The organism is Roseibium sp. HPY-6 (genome assembly GCF_040530035.1).
GTDB lineage: Bacteria > Pseudomonadota > Alphaproteobacteria > Rhizobiales > Stappiaceae > Roseibium.
This window is the reverse complement of sequence record NZ_JBEWCD010000001.1, coordinates 1,495,394-1,512,676: the sequence shown is the minus strand read 5'-3', so window position 1 is coordinate 1,512,676 and position 17,283 is coordinate 1,495,394. Positions and strand designations below refer to the sequence as shown.

The window sequence follows — 17,283 nt, the reverse complement described above, 5'->3', positions numbered from 1 at the left end:
TTGAAATCATTATTGTGAACCTCAGCCGCGGCTCTTCAGGCATACCAGCATCGAGATGAGAACGACGACAGCGCAACCTGCTGCTGTCCATGAAACCTTTTCTGAGAGGAACAGGACCGCCCACAACAAGGCCATAAGCGGCAGCAACAGATTAATCTGGCCGACCCGTGCAATCCCGCCAATAGCCAGCCCGCGGTACCAGAAGACTGAGCCCAAAAACATGCTGAAGATACCCAGATAAGACAGAGATACCCAGCTTTGAAGCGTCGTTGCTTGCAAATCGGACCAATTAATTCTCCACGCCAGAAGCACGATCGCGATGGGCATCAGCGGAACCATGGCCCAACAAAAAGCCCGTAATCCTCCAAGTTTACGAGACACCAGGCCGCCTTCCACATATGAAATGCCAAGACAGAGCATGCCCAAAACAAGCCAACCATCGGCGAGGCTCAGATGTCCGCCACCCTCGTCGTAGGCAAAATAAAGAACGGCGCAAAACCCGGTGAGGCAGGCAATCCAGAAGACCCAGGTAGGCCTTTCGCCAGCTCTGAGAACGGCAACAATCGCGGTCGCTGCTGGAGCGAGCCCTGTCACGACAGCACCATGAACAGCGGGTACTGTTTCAAGAGCGAGCGCTAGAAAGAACGGGTAACCGACCGCGGTTCCAAGGCCCATGATAAGCAGCGACAACATGTGTTCGCTCTGAGGCCGAATACACCCTTTTGAGAGCAATAGAAAAGCTGTGCCAAGCAGTCCGGCGATGACGATCCGCACCAGAGTGATGTCGATTGGAGTGAAATCAGTTACGGCGACACGTGTGGCAACCAGGGTTCCGCTGAAACACAGCATCCCCAGTACGCCCAGGATCACGCCCAAAGACCGGTCTGACTTTGGCAACATGGTCACGATCCGTCATTCATAGGAGAACATTACCGCTTCGATCTTGTTGCCATACAGATGACGCATGAAGGCTCCAAAACACATGGTCAAAGCGGCTTTCCTGTCTCTGGGGGCATCGTCACTGTCGCTGCCATGGTCCACTGCTGTTTGATGAAACGTCTCAACAGCTTCCCTTTCGAGCGCACGCGGGCAAAGTCATGGCCTGTACCTTCAGAAATGGCCGGCATAATAGGTCGCGCGTCTAACCAGTACTCAGGATTTTTTATTCCAAACCCGATGGTTTTTTCGCGCTCTGTCAATGAGACCAGACCAGGCAGGGTGAACTCCTCGGTATAGAACGCAGTGTTTGCAGCAAGATTGGGTGTTGGCACTGAGACATGATCAATCATGCAGCATGACCTTTTCAGAAATGTCTGGAACGCGAGCATGCGTGGCAACTGTACAAAGAAGCTGGTTTGCCTCTCATTCTAAAAGATGCCTGAATAAATAATATAATTCCAATGCATAATATTCATAATAATCATGCGAATTTAGTTCGCGTTCAATTGCTTGTCATGAATAGCTTTGCTCCCAACTTTCCGATCCAGTACACCCTCTACGGCGGCACAAAGGGTTTCAAATGGATCGGACAGGTCCGAGGTGCCCTTGCCCAAAACCAAGGCAATGTCAGTTCGTATGTTGACATCGTCGAGGTTCAAAACCTGCACCCCTGATGCGTGAGCACTTTTCTCCAGGCTGCAAACAGGACAAAGGCCCATACCTACACCGCGGGCAATGAGCGAAAGCTGGAGTTCGCGTCCTATGACCTCCATGCTGACGCGCAAAGGCAAATCCCTTTTTTCCAGCATCGCTTCGAGCGCGCTGCGAAAGCTGCATGCGCTCGGATTCAAAACCCAGCTGACATTGTCTCTCAGAAATCCGTCAAGTTTTGTTGAGATGTGCCAATCGCGAGGCGCAACCACCGCCACAGACTCCTGACCCAAAGTACGTTTTTGGCGCGTTACGTCTGCACCCTCAATCGGAAAATATCCAATCACGCCGTCCAAAACAGCATGATCAAGTTCCTCAAGGAGTTGCTTCGTCCAACCCGTTTTGACGACAAGCTCTACATGCGGAAATTGTTGCCGTAGCTCGGTGAGTGGACCAGCCAGCACATCCTCTGCAAGGCCATACGCTACACCAAGTCGCAAAGGGCCAGTGGCTTGGTCTGCTTCCCGACACGACGCCTCCAGTTCACTTAAGGACCGCAACAGGTGGCGACCCTGATCGAGAACCCGGCGTCCGGTGGACGTTAGGGTTAGCGGCTTGCTCGTGCGATCAACAAGGGTCACTTCAAGGTGCGTTTCGAGATTTTGGATACGCCTGGAGAGTGCAGGTTGCGTCAATCCCAGCATCAACGCCGCACGCCCAACAGACCCGGCGTCAGCCAAGGCCACAAGAGCGCGAAGGTCGTTTATGTTCATTCCAAAAGTTTATATTTTCCCAAAAATAATACAAACAATTTGTGGAAGTTGCCGTCATGTGACTGCTTTGCAGACGGCTTCGAGCAAGCATTGGTCATGCTTGACTAGTTCCTTAAGCGTGGCTCATGCACCGGCGATCAGTTTTTGGGCCGAACGCATGCCCGCAATCACGTGGTTTTGGCCGCGCACAAGTTCCGTGCGTGAAAAGCCTTGCATGCCAGCAGGTCGCTTCGCAATTTTCGTTGCTTCTTCCAGCGCTGGCAGGGGTGGAATTGTGAGGGCAGGATCATGCCGGAAACGCGCGCTCCTGTTGAAATTAAGCGGCACCAGGATTCGCGCCAAGTCCTGGATAACTGAATTTGCTGCTTTTTCGGAAACCACACCCTGATCTATGTCTTTGTAAAAGCTGTCCAAATCCCCAGCAAGAGCGGCAGCAGCAACGCTGCAAGCTGAAAGATCAAAAGCGTCCCCGGCCTGTTGTTGATAGTCTGCAATAGTCGTCTGGAATTCACGGGCCGTTGCCCGCCAGTCCATGGGCAGTATGGAAGCGTTTGCATTCCGGAAGATCGCGAGGAGATACACCTTGATGTCCCGCAAGAGAATATCCTTATCGGCAATTTCCAGCGTATCGTTTTCCGTATGCCAGGCTATATTCATGCCGCAGCCGCCGACAGCATAGTATCCAAGCTCTTCGCGGTGGGCGTCGGTCATTGCGGACGACAACATGAGGTAACTTGAAAGGCCGATGTCGTTGAACGAATAATCGCCTGCCCGGTGCGGACGTTCGGATTGGAGCTCTTTTCCGGCGACTTCCCTGATGACATCAGCCAGAAAATCATGCGCTTCGGACATGACGGACACATGGATGAATTCCGTCGCCCATCGGCAGCCGGGGCTGTCGCAGTTCACCTGCGCAACGCAGTTTTCATCCAGGTCGAGGGCGAATGTATCTGAATACCAGGTCGATCCGGCATATCTTCCAGTTGAATGGCCGGGCCACCAGCAGATTTTCACCGAACGCCGCAACTTGTCCCGATTTGCCCAAAGGACGCGGGCAACCTCGAGCATGGTTGCATCGCCCGTCGCATTGTCTCCAACACCGACATCCCAGCTGTCGAGATGGCCATGCAGCAGGACATATTTTTCGGGCTCTTCACTGCCTCGGATGGTGATTTCAGGGAGTTTGGAGCGGAACCAGCCTTCCTCCATTTCGGTAAAGATTGTCGCGCTCTCGCCGGCACGTGCCATTTCGATCAGTGCCTTGCCGCTCTCCAGATTGACAGCGGCTGCCGGAATGCGCGGCTTCCGATCCAGATCGGCCGCGCCGGGAATCCCCCAGATGGTGGTGCAGATCCCCCAGTGGATATCGACGCCCGGGTTGATGGCGATCACACCAACGGCGCCGCAGGTTTCCATCAGGGAAATGATAGCCGGACTTGCGAAACCTTCAGTGAGGACAATTTTGCCGCGCACTTTCGCTTCCATTTCAGGGCCCGCTTCAAGCTGGCTCTCGAAGGCGTCTTCCTCGTCCATGTTTGTGGTGCCGGGAATATAGACGAGTGCGCCCGTGAAACCTTCCCGGGCGTCGGCGCTAAAGGCAGGCGGTTTGGCGCGGAACGTCTGGCCGTCCGCTTCGACCCGAGCCTGTCCTGGCAGGCTTAAAAAGAGCTCCGGTTCGTGAACCTTAACCTCAACTCCATGCGCCTTCAGGCGGGTGACCACTTCGTCCATGCCGCGATTAACATCATCTGGATGTTCACGTTTGAAAGTCGAAAAACTTTCAACCAGTGCCCAGGGTTCATCGATGGTGACTTGATCAAGAAGTTTGGACTCTGTGGCATTCATGGGTAAGTTCCAGTGTTTTACTGAATGAAACAATGTGATGCAGAATAAAACACTAGCAGTAATTTGTCATGAGCCGCAACCCATGCGTTCAAAGGAGTGCGGCTGGCGTGCGCCAAGGCCACCGTTGTGAGAAGAGTAAAAAGTGTCAGCTAAGGGTCAGGCGTTTCGAGATCTCGTCCGCGGCCTCGACAACTTTTTCGATGTAATTCGCCCGCCGCACTTCATCCAAGCGGGCCGATGCGCCGGCGACCGAGATGCCGGCAATAATTTCCCCTGCAGTGTTCTGGATCGGCGCGGCGACGGAAAAGGCGCCGTCGTCGAGATCGTTGATTGCGACATTGTAACGGTTTGAGCGAATAAGCAGGAGCGCTTCGCGCAACCGTTCGGGATCTGTAATCGTATGAGGGCTGAAACGCTCGAGCGGCCCTTCTAGCACGCGATCGCGAATGCTGGGCTCGGCATAAGCCAAAAGCACCATGGATGCGCCTCCGGCATGCAGCGGGCCTCGCCTTCCGGTTTGCGCAAAAAGACGAATGCTATGAAGGCCTTCGCGGGTCGCGATTGCGACAGATGATGTGCCTTCGCGTGCGACCAGATTCACATTTTCGCCGGTCTCGTCCCTTAGGGTGTCCATGACCGGGCGTGCCACCTGCAACAAGGCACCCTTGCGTCCAACGCGCTCGCCGAGCAGTGCGACACGGTAGCCAAGCGAATAGATTGCCCGCTCTTCATCCCGCTGCACGTAGCCGTCCTCTTCCAGCGTCTGCAATAACCGGAAGGCGATGGATTTCGTCACGCCAAGCTTTTCCGCAAGAGCGGTCGTGCCAATGCCGGGCGTGTCTCCCAAAGCCTCCAGAACCCGCAGCGCGCGGGCCACCGCATCGATCCGGTAAGACTTGCGTCCGGCTGCATCTGTTGCTGTCGGTCCTGCCATTTTCTTCTCTGCACTCTATTGATTTTAATTTTCGATGTGTTTTACTGATTGAAGTATATCAAAAATGTTTCACTGAATAAAACAAAATATGCATGCAAAAAGACCAGTGGTGATCATTTTTTATGCAGATGGACGGTATGGGCAGGCAGTCAGTCACGTGCACCGGGAGAGCTGGCGGTGGTTTCGCCCTGAATGAAATGGCCTCAACACGCTTGCGTGCGGGCCCAGTAAGAGGAGAGTGACTTGAAGACATTTCTCAAAATTGCTGTCGGGAGTGTGCTGGGAGCGTCGCTTTATGCAACGTCCGTCGCTGCGCAAGATCCAATCCGCACGATTCACCTGCTGTCACGGCCCCAGGCTGCGCAACCGGCAGAGTTCCAGGCGATCCAGCTCATCGCACAGGAATGGCGCAAGCTGGGTCTTGATGTGGAAGTCGACGTGATGCCCTGGTCGCAGATGGCCGACACGGTCTGGTATAACCGGAATGACTGGGATGTGACGGCCTGGCAGATGACGGGGCGGCCCGAGCGTTCCGACCCGGATGAGATCATCTACAATCTCTTTCATTCGTCGACTGCCGAGAAGGGGTACAACTTCATCGGCTACAACAACCCCGAATACGACAAGCTGGTAGAAGAGCAGCGCATCACGGTCGACCCGGAGAAGCGCAAGGCGCTTGTTTTCGAGGCACAGAAGATGCTCGACGCCGATCAGCCGAATATGATGCTCGTGCATCCGCAGCAGGCTTTCGCCTTTGACAAGACCGTATTTGACCCGGCATCCGTCGTCGACCAATCCGGAATTGGCATCCGCAGCTACTGGACCTGGTTGTCTTTGGCTCCGACGGGCGAGCAGAAAGATATCATCGTCAACAGTTCGGACAACGTGATTGCCGTGAACCCGCTTTATATCTCGGGCGTCACCGACAACTGGCTGACCGAACTCATCTATGACCGGCTGTTCCGCGTCGGACCGGATGGATTGCCGACGCCGTGGGCAGCGGAAAGTCATGAATGGCGCGACGACACAACGATTGCAGTCACGTTGCGCGATGGTTTGAAATTCCATGACGGCCAGCCGGTCACGGCTGAAGATGTGGTGTTCTCTTACCTGGCGACCACTGGCGGTGAAGCGCCCATGTACGCTCCTTTCGGCCAGAATGTGACCAACATCGAGGTCGAGGGTGACAACGTTGTTGTTTTCTCCCTGGCGACGCCGTCGGCGTCATTCCTGACTTCCAGCCTTGCCAAGATCAACATCATCCCAAAGCATGTCTGGGAACCAATCCTCACAGACTTGTCTTCCAAGGAAGAGAACGCGGAATCCTATCAGGAAGACACGCCGATTGGGTCAGGCGCTTTCAAGTTCGTGCGCTGGCTGCCGAATGAAGAGATCGTGCTTGAGGCCAATACTGATCACTTCAACGGCCCCAAGGCCGAACGCTTTATCTTGCGGATCGTGCCGAATGCGGAAGCGGCGCTCGGCATGCTTCGCTCCGGCGAACTGAACTTCCTTACCGATTTTCAGGGAGACCCGCAGGTGCTCATCACGGCGGCTGATGAAGACGGCGATCTGGAGGTGGTTTCCACCGTGGATATCGGCTTCCGGTATGTGGCCTTCAATCTGCGCCGTCCACCTTTTGACGATCCCGCGTTCCGCCGGGCCCTGTCCAGCGCCGTGGACCGCCGCCTGATCGTCAATGCTGCCTTCAAGAAGTTCGCGGTACCGTCCAATTCGGTGGTTTCCCCAGCGCTTGAATACTGGCATGCCGCTGATGTGGTGGATGGCTTCAAGGCGGGTGCGGATGTTGCCAAGGGCATTCTTGAAGAGGCCGGGTATGGCGGCGTCGGAGACCGTCTGACCTATCCGGAAGGCGTCTCGGAAACACTTGCAAAATAACGCCGTAGACCAAACAACGCGCGGTTGCCTGAAGCGCCGCGCGTTCACACCCAAAGTCTTGGGTAATTTCATGCCGCTTTTGCCGGCGGCCTCTCGGGACGTGCGATGAATTCACTTAAGCCCCTGCTCATCAGAACGCTGCAATTGGCGCTGGTCCTTTGGGCTGTGGTGACCATCCTGTTCCTGATGTTCCGGCTGATGCCGGGCAGTCCTTTGGCTGCCTATATCGACCCGACATTCACGGAGGAGCAGCAGCAGGCGCTCATCCGTCAGTTTGGCCTCGATAAGCCTTTATGGCAGCAGTATTTTACCTATCTGGGCAACCTTCTTCAGGGTGAACTCGGGTATTCCTTCCGGTATCGCGCTCCGGTCGCGGAGCGAATTTGGTTGTTACTTCCCAACACGCTTGTGCTGACCTTCTCTTCGCTGATCGTGGCCTATGCGTTCGGTATACTGGCAGGGGCCTGGCTCGCCTGGCGGAGGGGGTCCCGTGTGGAGGTTGCCGCCCTGCCGGTCGTGCTGGCAACCCGGGCCATGCCCGAATTCTGGCTCGGTATGGTTCTGCTGGCGATTTTCTCGTTCTCGCTTGGATGGTTTCCTGCGGGCGGAACAAGATCGGCCGGTGCCGACTACAGCAGCCTCTGGGCGCTTTACACATCGGCGGATTTTCTGTCTCACCTGGTTTTGCCCATGTTGACCCTGGCAATTTACTCCCAAGGGCTGCCGCTGCTTCTGATGCGTTCCAATATGCTGGATGTGATGAAGGAGGATTTCGTTACCATGGCCAAGGTCAAGGGGCTGTCACCCTCCGCCGTGGTCATCCGCCATGGTGCCCGCAACGCTCTGCTGCCCGTGATCACGTCCTTTGCCATCGCTGTGGGATACCAGCTTCAAGGCAATGTGGTCGTGGAAAGCGTGTTTTCCTGGCCGGGTCTGGGCCGCGAGCTGGTTGCTGCTGTTCTGGCATCCGACTACCCGCTGGCGCAGGGGGCTTTCCTGATGATCGCCATCGTCGTCATCGCCATGAACCTGATTGCGGATCTGCTTTACACATTCCTCGATCCAAGGATTTCTCATGCCTGAGGCCGCGATACAAAAACGCGAAAGCGGCATCGCCCGTGTCTTTGCTGCAATCCGTTTGCCGGTCGGCGATCCATTTGCTTTGGCAGGACTGGTTATCTATGCAGTCTTCGTGGTGACAGCAATATGCGCACCCTATATCGCGCCCTATGATCCTTCCGAAATCCTCTACACCGCCGATTATGATCTCGCATCCGATCTGCTTCCCGGTACCGAGGACCATATTTTGGGAACGACGTCGCTTGGCCGTGACATCTTTTCCCAGATTGTTTGGGGCGCACGTTCTGCTCTGCTGGTCGGGTTTACCGCTGCCTTTATGGTGGCCTTTATAGGTTCCATTGTCGGTTTGCTTGCCGGTTATTTCGGTGGATGGGTCGATGCCGTTCTGATGCGCCTTGCGGATGTGGCATTCGGCATTCCGTTCCTCCCGTTCGTCATCGTGATTTCAGCATTCTCCGAACCATCCATCTGGAACACCGTCATCGCCATGGGGCTTGTGCTCTGGCGCGACACGGGCAGGGTGATCCGCTCGCAGGTTCTGTCACTCCGCTCGCGTGGGTATGTGGAGGCGGCGCGGGTGGTCGGATCGTCCGATCTGAAAATCATTTTGCGTCATATCACGCCCAACATCCTGCCTCTTTCCTTCCTTTACGGCTCAATTGCGATCGGCTGGGCGATCCTGACTGAGGCCTCCATCAGTTTTCTGGGTTTCGGGGATCCGGACGCTATCAGTTGGGGCTTCATGCTGCAGGACGCCTTTGCGAGCCAGGCGCTCGCCCGTCAGGCCTACTACTGGTTCATTCCTCCGGGCCTTGCCATCATTCTGGTGGTGAGCGCCGGTTTCTTCATTTCGCGCGGATATGAAAATCTGCTCTTTCCAAAGCTGGGGCGCTGAGATGATCGGACCACTCCTGTCGGTCAGAGATGTGACCATTGCCTATGAAGTCGGAACGCTCGACATCGTTGCCGTCAGCAAGGCTCGCTTCGATGTGCCTCAGGGGTCGATTGTCGGGCTGGTTGGTGAGTCCGGCTGCGGCAAAACCACGATGGCACGGGCATTGACACGGGTGATTGCGGACAACGCCCGGATCGCGGACGGTCAGATGCACTTCGATGGTCAGGACATCGTCTCCCTGTCGGAGCGCAAAATGAATGCGCTCCGCTGGCGCGATATTGCGTTTATCCCCCAATCGGCGATGAACTCTCTCGATCCTGTTTACCGGGTCGAATATCAGATCATGGAGGTTCTTCGGGACCGCGGCGGCATGAGCAAATCCGCAGCGCGTAAGCGTGCGGTCGAACTCTTCGAAATGGTCGGGATCGATCCGGGGCGCTTGCGCGATTTTCCCCACCAGTTTTCCGGCGGTATGCGCCAGCGTGCGGCAATCGCGCTTGCTTTGGCCTTGCAGCCCAAACTGGTGGTTGCCGATGAGCCGGTCACCGCGCTCGACGTCATTATCCAGCGCCAGATCCTGGATCAGTTGCGCAATCTGCAGCGGGAGCTTGGTCTTTCCGTCATCATGGTAACGCACGACATATCTGTCGTTGCGTACACATGTGACCGCACGGTTGTAATGTATGCCGGAAAAGTGGTCGAGGACTGTGATACTGCGACCCTTTTGAGCGAACCGCTTCATCCCTACACGATGGGTCTTAAAAACGCCTTTCCCGATCTTCAATCGGCGGGAACCGGCGTGCTGACCCCCATTGCTGGCAGCCCGCCGGATCTTGCCAACCCGCCATCGGGGTGCCGATTTGCAGCAAGGTGCCCCTTTGCCCTCGATCAGTGCCGGACGGACGAGCCGCCGCTGATCGAGGGTGCTCCAGGCCACTTCGTCGCCTGTCACAGGGCCTCTGAAGCTCCGGCTTTGCGGGAAGACGCCAAAGTGCCTGCGACCTGGGGAACGGCGGCATGAGCGAAACCATCATCGAACTGACCAACGCCCAGCTACACTACAAGATCGGCAATGCGGTTTCCGCCATGATGGGCCTGTCGACGACGGTCAAGGCGGTCGACGGTGTGACCTTTTCCCTCAAGAAAGGAGAAAGTGTCGGCCTGTTGGGTGAGTCCGGATGCGGCAAGACCTCCATGGGCCGGATCCTGGTGCGGCTTGAAGAAATAACCGGTGGGTCCGCGCGGTTTGAAGGAGATGAAATCAGAGACCTGAAAGGTACCGACCTGCAACGGTTCCGCAGCCGTTCGCAAATGATTTTTCAAAACCCCTTTGACGCGGTGAACCCGCGTTATTCCATACGCAAAACGCTGGAAGAGCCTCTTGCAAATGCCAGGATCGAACGTGACACCTGGCACAGGCGTGTCGTCGATGCTCTGGCTCTTGTCGGCCTTGGCGATCCCGAGCAATTTCTGGAGCGGTTTCCGCATCAGCTTTCGGGAGGTCAGCTTCAGCGAGTTGTCATGGCGCGGGCTCTGATCCTGGAGCCTGATTTTGTCGTCGCCGACGAACCGGTTTCCATGCTTGATGTTTCGGTCCGCGCAGGTGTCCTGAACGTCTTTCGCGATGTGCGCGACCGCTTGGGTCTGACGGCCATCTACATCAGCCACGACCTTGCCCTGGTGCGCTATGTGTGTGAGCGCACCATCGTCATGTATCTGGGAAAGATCATGGAGGACGGGCCGACGGAGGATATCGTCCACAATCCTTTGCATCCCTATACCCAGGCTTTGGTGGCGGCGGTGCCGACACCGCATGTGGACCAAAGCCACGATCCCCTGCCCATCGGCAGCGGAGCCCCCGATCCGCGCAACCCGCCTTCAGGCTGTGTCTTTCGTGACCGCTGCCCGAAAGCGCAATCGCGGTGCGCCAGCGAAGTGCCCGCGCCTCGGCGCATCGATACGCGGCTGGTCGCCTGTCACTTTGTGAGCTTATGATGCAAGCGGCCTATTACACACAGACAGGATGCGCTTCGGAGGTTCTTCAGCATGGAAGCCGGCCCACGCCCTCGCCCGGCGAGGGGGAGGTGCGCGTGCGTATCATGGCGTCGGGAATAAACCCTGCCGACACCAAGAGGCGTGGGGGATGGAACGCCTCTTCCATGGCTCATCCCCTCATCATTCCGCATTCAGACGGTTCGGGTGTGATTGACGCCGTTGGGGAAGGGGTCTCTTCCAAAAGGATCGGAGAGCGGGTCTGGCTCTGGAATGCGCAAGGCGGCTACGGCGAAGCCGGGCGTGCCTTCGGGACGGCCGCCGAATTCGTGGCTCTGCCTTCTTCGCAGGCTGTCCGGTTGCCTGATGACACGGGTTTTGAGAGCGGAGCGTGCCTGGGTGTTCCGGCACTAACGGCCTGGTTGGCGCTGCAGAGCGCTGGAAGCTTGTCCGGCAAAACAGTTCTGATACAGGGCGCTGCCGGAGCCGTTGGCCAGATCTGTGTCCAGATTGCTGTAGCGCATGGCGCGAAGGTCATCGCTACGGTCGGCTCCGAAGAAGGGGCTCAGGCCGTGGCGGAATTCGGTGATGTCAATGTCGTCAACAGGCATCGGCAGGACGTCCCGAGCGAGGTGGCCCGTGAAACGGCCGGTGCAGGCGCTGATCTCATCGTGGAAGTCGATCTGGCCGCCAATCTTGACATTGATATTGTCTGCCTCGCGCTGCACGGAACAATCGCCAGTTACTCGTGCAGTTCGAACCCGGCACCGGTCCTGCCATACTACGCTTTCGCTGACCTTGGCGCGCAGATCCGTTTCATTCAGGGCTTCCGGCTCACGGCCGATCAGCGGACCGAAGCCGAGGCAACAATCACAAGAATGCTGCGTGAGGGCACCTTGTCGCCCAGCATCGGCGCAATTCACCCACTGTCTGAAATTGCTGCCGCGCACGCCCGTGTTGAAGCAGGCGGACTGGGGCAAACGGTGCTCACACTTCCCGCTCTGACTGGAGTTGATCATGAATAAGCAAACGCGCGTGATTGAACAGGCGCTCTGCGATCCTGTTTCGCTTGAGATCATTCGTGGCGCGATCGCCGCCGCCCAATCTGAAATGGAAGCGCTTATCGAACGGACCGCCATCTCAGCGTTTATTCGGGAAAAGAAGGATTTTTATACGGCATTGTTCGACGGTAACGGCACCATGGCGGTGGGGTCGATGGTTCCGATTTTTGGGGACATGACACGTCCTGTCCTCGAAAAGTTTCCCGTGGAAACGATGCGGGAAGGCGATGTCTACTGGTACAATGATTGCTACGGCTCTTACGGTGCAATTTCCCATTCCAATGATCAGGTTTTGCTCGCCCCGGTTTTTCGCGACGGCAAGGTGCAGGCCTTCGTGATGAGTTGGGCGCATTTCGCCGATATCGGCGGACTGCGCCCCGGGTCCATAAGCCCGGATGCGACGGATATTTTTCAGGAAGGGATCATGATCCCGGTGACCAAGATGATCGAAGCGGGCCAGGTCAATCAGGCCGTTCTCGATATCTTCCACCGCAATTCCAGATATCCGGATCAAAGCATTGGCGATATGCGTGCCCTGATGGCTTCCGTTGACCTTGGCGTGCGCAGGGTGGGTGAAATTCTGGACCGGTTTGGACCGGCCATCATGGAAGACGCGCTCGCACAACTTTTGCAGCGCACCCGGAAACTGGTGCGCGGAAAGCTGGCTGAAAGTTTCGACTACGGCACGCACACTTTCACTGACGCGATCGATACGGACGGGCACGGAAACGGACCGTTTCATATGCGGTTTTCGCTCACCCGATCTCAGGGCGAGAACGGAGAAGACGTCTACAGCTTCGATGCCCGCGAGAGCGATGATCAAGCGCCGGGGCCGATCAACTATCTGATGAACACCGGCGTCCCGGGTATGGCGCTCGGGCTATTCTATCTTGGTGGAGACCCCAGCCAGGTTTGCAATGCGGGCGGGCCGAATGCGCTGGACGAGGTGCTGTTTCGCAAGGGCAGTTTTCTGCAACCGGAGTATCCCGCACCACTTGGGCTGCGCGGGTTGACGGCCATGCGGATGATCTCGGCCATGTGCGGGCTGTTGAATGCCGGGGAAGGCGAGGCTCCGGCCGCGAACTCTGCCTATGTGGTCAACATCATGCGCGGCAAGTACCGGACAGTGGAAGGCAGGCTCGAACCCTATCTTCTGGCGGACGGGATCGGCGTTGGCTACGGCGCGCGCTCGACAGCCGATGGGATCGATGCCGTCTACTTTGTCGCCCAGGAGAATTATCCGGTCGAATTTCTGGAAGCCGGTTACCCGGTCACGATGCGGGCATACGGGATCGCAACGGATTCCGGCGGCGCAGGACGTTATCGGGGTGGCTGCGGCATCGTTCGGGAATATGAAATCCTCGCAGAGGAAACCATGGTGGCGATCCGTATCGACAGCGTCAAAAATCCGCCTTGGGGCATCCATGGCGGTAAATCGGGGCGGCACGGTGTTGCGGTTGTAAACCCGGGAACCGATGCGGAAATCCGCCTCGATCCGCTCTCCGACGGCAACATGCTGAAAAGGGGAGATATCTTGCGCATAGAGACCGGGGGAGGTGGCGGTTACGGCCACCCGTATGACCGCCCGGCAGAAGAGGTGCTGCGCGACGTCCTTGGAGGTTTCGTCACCCGGGAAGCAGCAAGAAGCGAATATGGCGTTGTGATCGAGGAAGGTGAACTCGACCATTTGGCGACGCAGGCGCTACGCACTGATCGCCCGGAAGTTCGGCGTTTTCACCGTCAGGAGTATGTCGATGCCTTCGTTTGACGCGACACTGGATCCATCCTACGCCGTTGCGGTCGATATTGGTGGCACGTTTACCGATATCTCGTTGCTGGATCGCAATTCCGGCTCCATGTGGCGTGCGAAAACGCCTTCGGTCCCTTCCGATCCTTCCCAGGCTTTCATGGTCGGGATCCGGAGTGTGATGGAGGATGCGGGCATCAGCGCGAAGGATTTGTCCCGCGTACTCCATGGCACGACCGTAGCCACCAATATGATCCTTGAAGACAAGGGGGCCAGAACCGCGCTCGTGACGACACGCGGTTTCCGGCATGTGCTTGAGATCGGGCGCCAGGATATCCCGCGCCATGCAAATCTCTTCACCTGGGTCAAACCTGCACGCCCGGTTCCGGCAGATAGAATTCATGAGATTGTGGAGCGGATCGGAACCGGCGGAAAGGTTCTTGAACCGCTCGATGAAGATAGCGTGAAGCAGGTCGTTGACGCCCTGAAAACCCAGACTGTGGAAGCGGTTGCCGTCTGTCTGCTTCATGCCTACGCCAACCCGGACCACGAAATCCGCGTCGCTGAAATACTTAGAAAGGCGCTTCCGGGCGTTGCCGTGACCTGTTCCACGGACGTGCTGCCTGTTGTCCGCGAGTTCGAACGGTCCCTGGCGACCGTTTTGAATGCCAGCGTCATGCCGGGTGTCTCCAGCTACATCTCCCGCTTGCAGGAGCGTTTGGATGAGGCCGAAGCGGCTTCTCCTTTGTTGTTGATGCAATCCAATGGCGGCGTAGCGGGAACCGAAGCCATCCGGGTTGCACCGGCGTTGACCGCCCTGTCCGGTCCTGCCGCCGGTGTTGTCGGTGCCGTCGATGCCGCTGCCGTCTGCGGAATCCGCGACATAATCACTGTCGATATCGGCGGTACGTCCGCCGATATCTGTCTCATACGGAACGGCACCGTTGCATTGACCCAGCAGGGCAAGGTCGGCGAATGGCCGTTGTCATTGCCCATGGTGGATATGGTCACGATCGGTGCAGGCGGCGGTTCCATTGCCGAAGTCAACAACGATACACTTGCCGTCGGGCCGCATTCTGCTGGTGCGCGTCCAGGCCCGGCCGCCTATGGACATGGCGGCGGGCAAGCAACTGTCACCGACGCACATGTCACGCTTGGCAATCTTCCTCATGCTCTGCTTGGCGGCTCGATGTCTCTCGATGTGGAGGCGGCCCGGCGTGTTGTCAGCGAAAGCGTCGCCAAGCCCTTGGGACTTGGCGAAGAAGACGCCGCACAAGGCATTCTTGCGATCATGAACAACAACATGATCGGCGCGGTGCGGACCGTGTCGGTTGAACGCGGTCATGATCCGCGTGAATTTACGTTGGTTCCCTTTGGTGGTGCCGGGCCCTTGCATGGCTGCGCTCTTGCCGAGCTGTTGGGTATTTCGAATGTGATGGTTCCTCCCGCGCCCGGTCTGCTTTGTGCAGCCGGGTTGCTGGCGGCGGATATGAAAGCGGAGTTTACGCAGGCCCTGCCCATGCCCGGACCGGTAGATCAGGGTGCCGGCGATGCGATTGTGAGCGAGCTGACATCCAAGGCCGAGGAGTGGCTGGATACCGAGGGTGTTTCAGTTGAGCAAAGGGTGTTGAAGGCCCGGGCGCTTTTGCGATTTCACGGACAGGGCGGCGAAATTGCCGTCGACTGGGGCTTTTCCGCCATGGAAACGGAAGAGAATTTCCGGGCCGCGCATGAAGCGCTATATGGCTTTGTGCTCGACGCTCCTATTGAGCTCGTGACAATCCGGGTGGAAGCACTGGGCCGCACCGAACCCATTCGAGTGCCCGCGCTCGATGCAGCAGCCAAACCGGCACCGCTTCAAACGCAGATGGTCCATTGGCCTGCCGGGGCGCTGGAAACGCCGATTTATGACCGGGCTGCCCTTGGAAGCGGCGTTGAAATTCCTGGCCCCGCGATCCTCACTCAACTGGATACAACATCGATCATCGCCCCGGGCTGGATCGCGCGGGTCCATGGTTCCGGTGCTCTTCTGCTGACAAGGAATGCCGCATGAACGAGGCGCTCTTTGATCACATCGACGCAAATGCGGACGACTTTGTCGCGCGCGTGATGGACTATGTCCGTCATCCTTCCATCTCTGCCCATGACATCGGCATCCGAAAGGTCGCCGGGATGCTGGTGGCGCATCTGGAAGAGCTGGGTTTCGAGGCCGGTCTTGTGGAGACACCCGGGCATCCCTTCGTTCTGGGGCGCTTCGATGTGGATCCGGCGAAACCGACGGTTCTGCTTTATGGCCATTACGATGTGCAGCCGCCCGATCCGCTGGAGGCCTGGATAAGCCCTCCGTTCGAGCCGGAGCTGCGCGACGGGCGGATCTGGGCGCGGGGCATTGGCGACAACAAAGGGCAGCACTTCGCCCAGTTGCTCGCGATCGAAACGCATTTGAAAGTCCACGGCACATTGCCGTGCAACGTAATTTTCCTGCTAGAGGGGGAGGAGGAAATCGGTTCGCCGCAGATTGCGGATTTCGTCAAGCAAAATGCGGACAAGCTTCAGGCGGATCTTGTGGTCACGTCTGACGGCCCGCTGCATGAAAGCGGTCAGCCGGTCATTACGTTTGGCGTTCGTGGGGTGGCGTCCTTCGATCTTCTGGCGAAGGGGGCTTCGCGGGATGTGCACTCAGGCAATTTCGGCGGGGTGGTGCCCAACCCGATCTGGACGCTGGTGCAGCTTCTTGCGACCATGAAAGACGCTGATGGAAACATCACCATTGAAGGAATAAACGAGCCGGTCATCCCGGCGACCAATCTGGAACGGGAGGTCATTTCCCGGCTTCCGGACGATGAAACCGCCGTGAAGGCGGACCTAGCCATCGACGAACTGGACGGGCCGAGGGAGCGGCCTTACTGGGACAGGTTGATGTTCCACCCCACATTGACGATCAACGGGATCAGCGGCGGGTATAACGGTCTCGGCAGCAAAACGGTTCTCCCCAACCAGGCGATCGCCAAATGCGATATCCGGCTCGTTGAGCCGCTGACACCCGACCATGTGTTCGAACGGGTGGAGGCGCATGTGGCGCGGTTTGCCCCGGAGGTCGAGGTTATCCGCCACAATGGAATGCTGCCTTCAAAGACGCCGCTGACCAGCCCGTTCGCCGCACCGTTGATCGCTGCCGTAAAGGCTGCGCGCGGCGTCGACCCCTTGTTATACCCAACCGTCGGTGGGTCCTTGCCTGACTATGTATTCACAAAGATCCTGCGTCTTCCTGCCTTTGTGATCCCTTACGCCAATGCCGACGAAGCCAACCATGCCCCGAATGAAAACCTTGAAGTGGTGCGGTTTGTCGATGGCATCAAAACGGGTTCTGCCCTTTTGAGCGAGCTTGGAAAACTGAGCAAAACCGATTTTAAAGACTGAAACAGCGGCAACCTGGTCTTTGAAAGCAATCAAGAAGGATCAGTGAC

General features: G+C 57.3%; 14 protein-coding genes. 9 read left to right on the top strand and 5 right to left on the bottom strand.

Going from position 1 to position 17,283, the window contains the following annotated elements; all coding sequences use genetic code 11:
* Positions 1–21: 21 nt before the first annotated feature.
* The 5 genes from ABVF61_RS07170 to ABVF61_RS07150 all read right to left on the bottom strand — a co-directional run bounded on the left by ABVF61_RS07170 (position 22) and on the right by ABVF61_RS07150 (position 5,142).
* On the bottom strand, positions 22–900 hold the full coding sequence (locus ABVF61_RS07170) for a DMT family transporter (RefSeq protein WP_353992828.1): 879 nt from the start codon (positions 898–900) through the stop codon (positions 22–24).
* 86 nt (positions 901–986) lie between these two features.
* Positions 987–1,289, bottom strand: a complete 303-nt coding sequence (locus ABVF61_RS07165) for a VOC family protein (protein WP_353992827.1) — start codon at positions 1,287–1,289, stop codon at positions 987–989.
* A 141-nt stretch (positions 1,290–1,430) separates the two neighbouring features.
* Positions 1,431–2,363 (bottom strand): LysR family transcriptional regulator, encoded by a 933-nt coding sequence (locus tag ABVF61_RS07160; RefSeq protein WP_353992826.1) that lies wholly within the window; start codon positions 2,361–2,363, stop codon positions 1,431–1,433.
* Between the two features lie 123 nt (positions 2,364–2,486).
* On the bottom strand, positions 2,487–4,208 hold the full coding sequence (locus tag ABVF61_RS07155; RefSeq protein ID WP_353992825.1) for a M28 family peptidase: 1,722 nt from the start codon (positions 4,206–4,208) through the stop codon (positions 2,487–2,489).
* A gap of 145 nt (positions 4,209–4,353) precedes the next feature.
* On the bottom strand, positions 4,354–5,142 hold the full coding sequence (locus tag ABVF61_RS07150; RefSeq protein WP_353992824.1) for an IclR family transcriptional regulator: 789 nt from the start codon (positions 5,140–5,142) through the stop codon (positions 4,354–4,356).
* Positions 5,143–5,385: 243 nt separating this feature from the next.
* Between ABVF61_RS07150 and ABVF61_RS07145 the strand changes: the two genes are divergently transcribed.
* The 9 genes from ABVF61_RS07145 to ABVF61_RS07105 all read left to right on the top strand — a co-directional run bounded on the left by ABVF61_RS07145 (position 5,386) and on the right by ABVF61_RS07105 (position 17,236).
* Positions 5,386–7,041: an ABC transporter substrate-binding protein gene (locus ABVF61_RS07145; protein WP_353992823.1), complete on the top strand. Its 1,656-nt coding sequence runs from the start codon at positions 5,386–5,388 to the stop codon at positions 7,039–7,041.
* 105 nt (positions 7,042–7,146) lie between these two features.
* Positions 7,147–8,124: an ABC transporter permease gene (locus ABVF61_RS07140; protein WP_299472004.1), complete on the top strand. Its 978-nt coding sequence runs from the start codon at positions 7,147–7,149 to the stop codon at positions 8,122–8,124.
* Positions 8,117–9,016, top strand: coding sequence for an ABC transporter permease (locus ABVF61_RS07135; RefSeq protein WP_353992822.1), 900 nt, complete (start codon positions 8,117–8,119; stop codon positions 9,014–9,016). Before ABVF61_RS07140 ends, ABVF61_RS07135 begins: the two co-directional genes overlap by 8 nt.
* A 1-nt stretch (position 9,017) precedes the next feature.
* A complete protein-coding gene (locus ABVF61_RS07130; protein ID WP_353992821.1) occupies positions 9,018–10,037 on the top strand; it encodes an ABC transporter ATP-binding protein in 1,020 nt (339 codons plus the stop codon).
* A complete protein-coding gene (locus tag ABVF61_RS07125; protein ID WP_353992820.1) occupies positions 10,034–11,011 on the top strand; it encodes an ABC transporter ATP-binding protein in 978 nt (325 codons plus the stop codon). The genes ABVF61_RS07130 and ABVF61_RS07125 overlap by 4 nt, the downstream gene beginning before the upstream one ends.
* Entirely contained in the window at positions 11,008–12,033 is a 1,026-nt protein-coding gene (locus ABVF61_RS07120; protein ID WP_502949933.1) for an NADPH:quinone reductase, read from the top strand. The genes ABVF61_RS07125 and ABVF61_RS07120 overlap by 4 nt, the downstream gene beginning before the upstream one ends.
* Positions 12,026–13,837, top strand: a complete 1,812-nt coding sequence (locus tag ABVF61_RS07115; protein WP_353992818.1) for a hydantoinase B/oxoprolinase family protein — start codon at positions 12,026–12,028, stop codon at positions 13,835–13,837. The genes ABVF61_RS07120 and ABVF61_RS07115 overlap by 8 nt, the downstream gene beginning before the upstream one ends.
* Positions 13,824–15,869, top strand: a complete 2,046-nt coding sequence (locus ABVF61_RS07110) for a hydantoinase/oxoprolinase family protein (protein ID WP_353992817.1) — start codon at positions 13,824–13,826, stop codon at positions 15,867–15,869. Before ABVF61_RS07115 ends, ABVF61_RS07110 begins: the two co-directional genes overlap by 14 nt.
* On the top strand, positions 15,866–17,236 hold the full coding sequence (locus ABVF61_RS07105; RefSeq protein WP_353992816.1) for a M20/M25/M40 family metallo-hydrolase: 1,371 nt from the start codon (positions 15,866–15,868) through the stop codon (positions 17,234–17,236). Before ABVF61_RS07110 ends, ABVF61_RS07105 begins: the two co-directional genes overlap by 4 nt.
* Positions 17,237–17,283 lie beyond the last annotated feature (47 nt).

Excerpts from the sequence above, each read along its gene's own strand:
- ABVF61_RS07135 (WP_353992822.1), top strand. The coding sequence starts at position 8,117 with ATGCCTGAGGCCGCGATACAAAAACGCGAAAGCGGCATCGCCCGTGTC.
- ABVF61_RS07110 (WP_353992817.1), top strand. The coding sequence starts at position 13,824 with ATGCCTTCGTTTGACGCGACACTGGATCCATCCTACGCCGTTGCGGTC.
- ABVF61_RS07140 (WP_299472004.1), top strand. The coding sequence starts at position 7,147 with ATGAATTCACTTAAGCCCCTGCTCATCAGAACGCTGCAATTGGCGCTG.
- ABVF61_RS07160 (WP_353992826.1), bottom strand. The coding sequence starts at position 2,363 with ATGAACATAAACGACCTTCGCGCTCTTGTGGCCTTGGCTGACGCCGGG.
- ABVF61_RS07155 (WP_353992825.1), bottom strand. The coding sequence starts at position 4,208 with ATGAATGCCACAGAGTCCAAACTTCTTGATCAAGTCACCATCGATGAA.
- ABVF61_RS07105 (WP_353992816.1), top strand. The coding sequence starts at position 15,866 with ATGAACGAGGCGCTCTTTGATCACATCGACGCAAATGCGGACGACTTT.
- ABVF61_RS07115 (WP_353992818.1), top strand. The coding sequence starts at position 12,026 with ATGAATAAGCAAACGCGCGTGATTGAACAGGCGCTCTGCGATCCTGTT.
- ABVF61_RS07120 (WP_502949933.1), top strand. The coding sequence starts at position 11,008 with ATGATGCAAGCGGCCTATTACACACAGACAGGATGCGCTTCGGAGGTT.
- ABVF61_RS07170 (WP_353992828.1), bottom strand. The coding sequence starts at position 900 with ATGTTGCCAAAGTCAGACCGGTCTTTGGGCGTGATCCTGGGCGTACTG.
- ABVF61_RS07125 (WP_353992820.1), top strand. The coding sequence starts at position 10,034 with ATGAGCGAAACCATCATCGAACTGACCAACGCCCAGCTACACTACAAG.
- ABVF61_RS07150 (WP_353992824.1), bottom strand. The coding sequence starts at position 5,142 with ATGGCAGGACCGACAGCAACAGATGCAGCCGGACGCAAGTCTTACCGG.
- ABVF61_RS07165 (WP_353992827.1), bottom strand. The coding sequence starts at position 1,289 with ATGATTGATCATGTCTCAGTGCCAACACCCAATCTTGCTGCAAACACT.
- ABVF61_RS07130 (WP_353992821.1), top strand. The coding sequence starts at position 9,018 with ATGATCGGACCACTCCTGTCGGTCAGAGATGTGACCATTGCCTATGAA.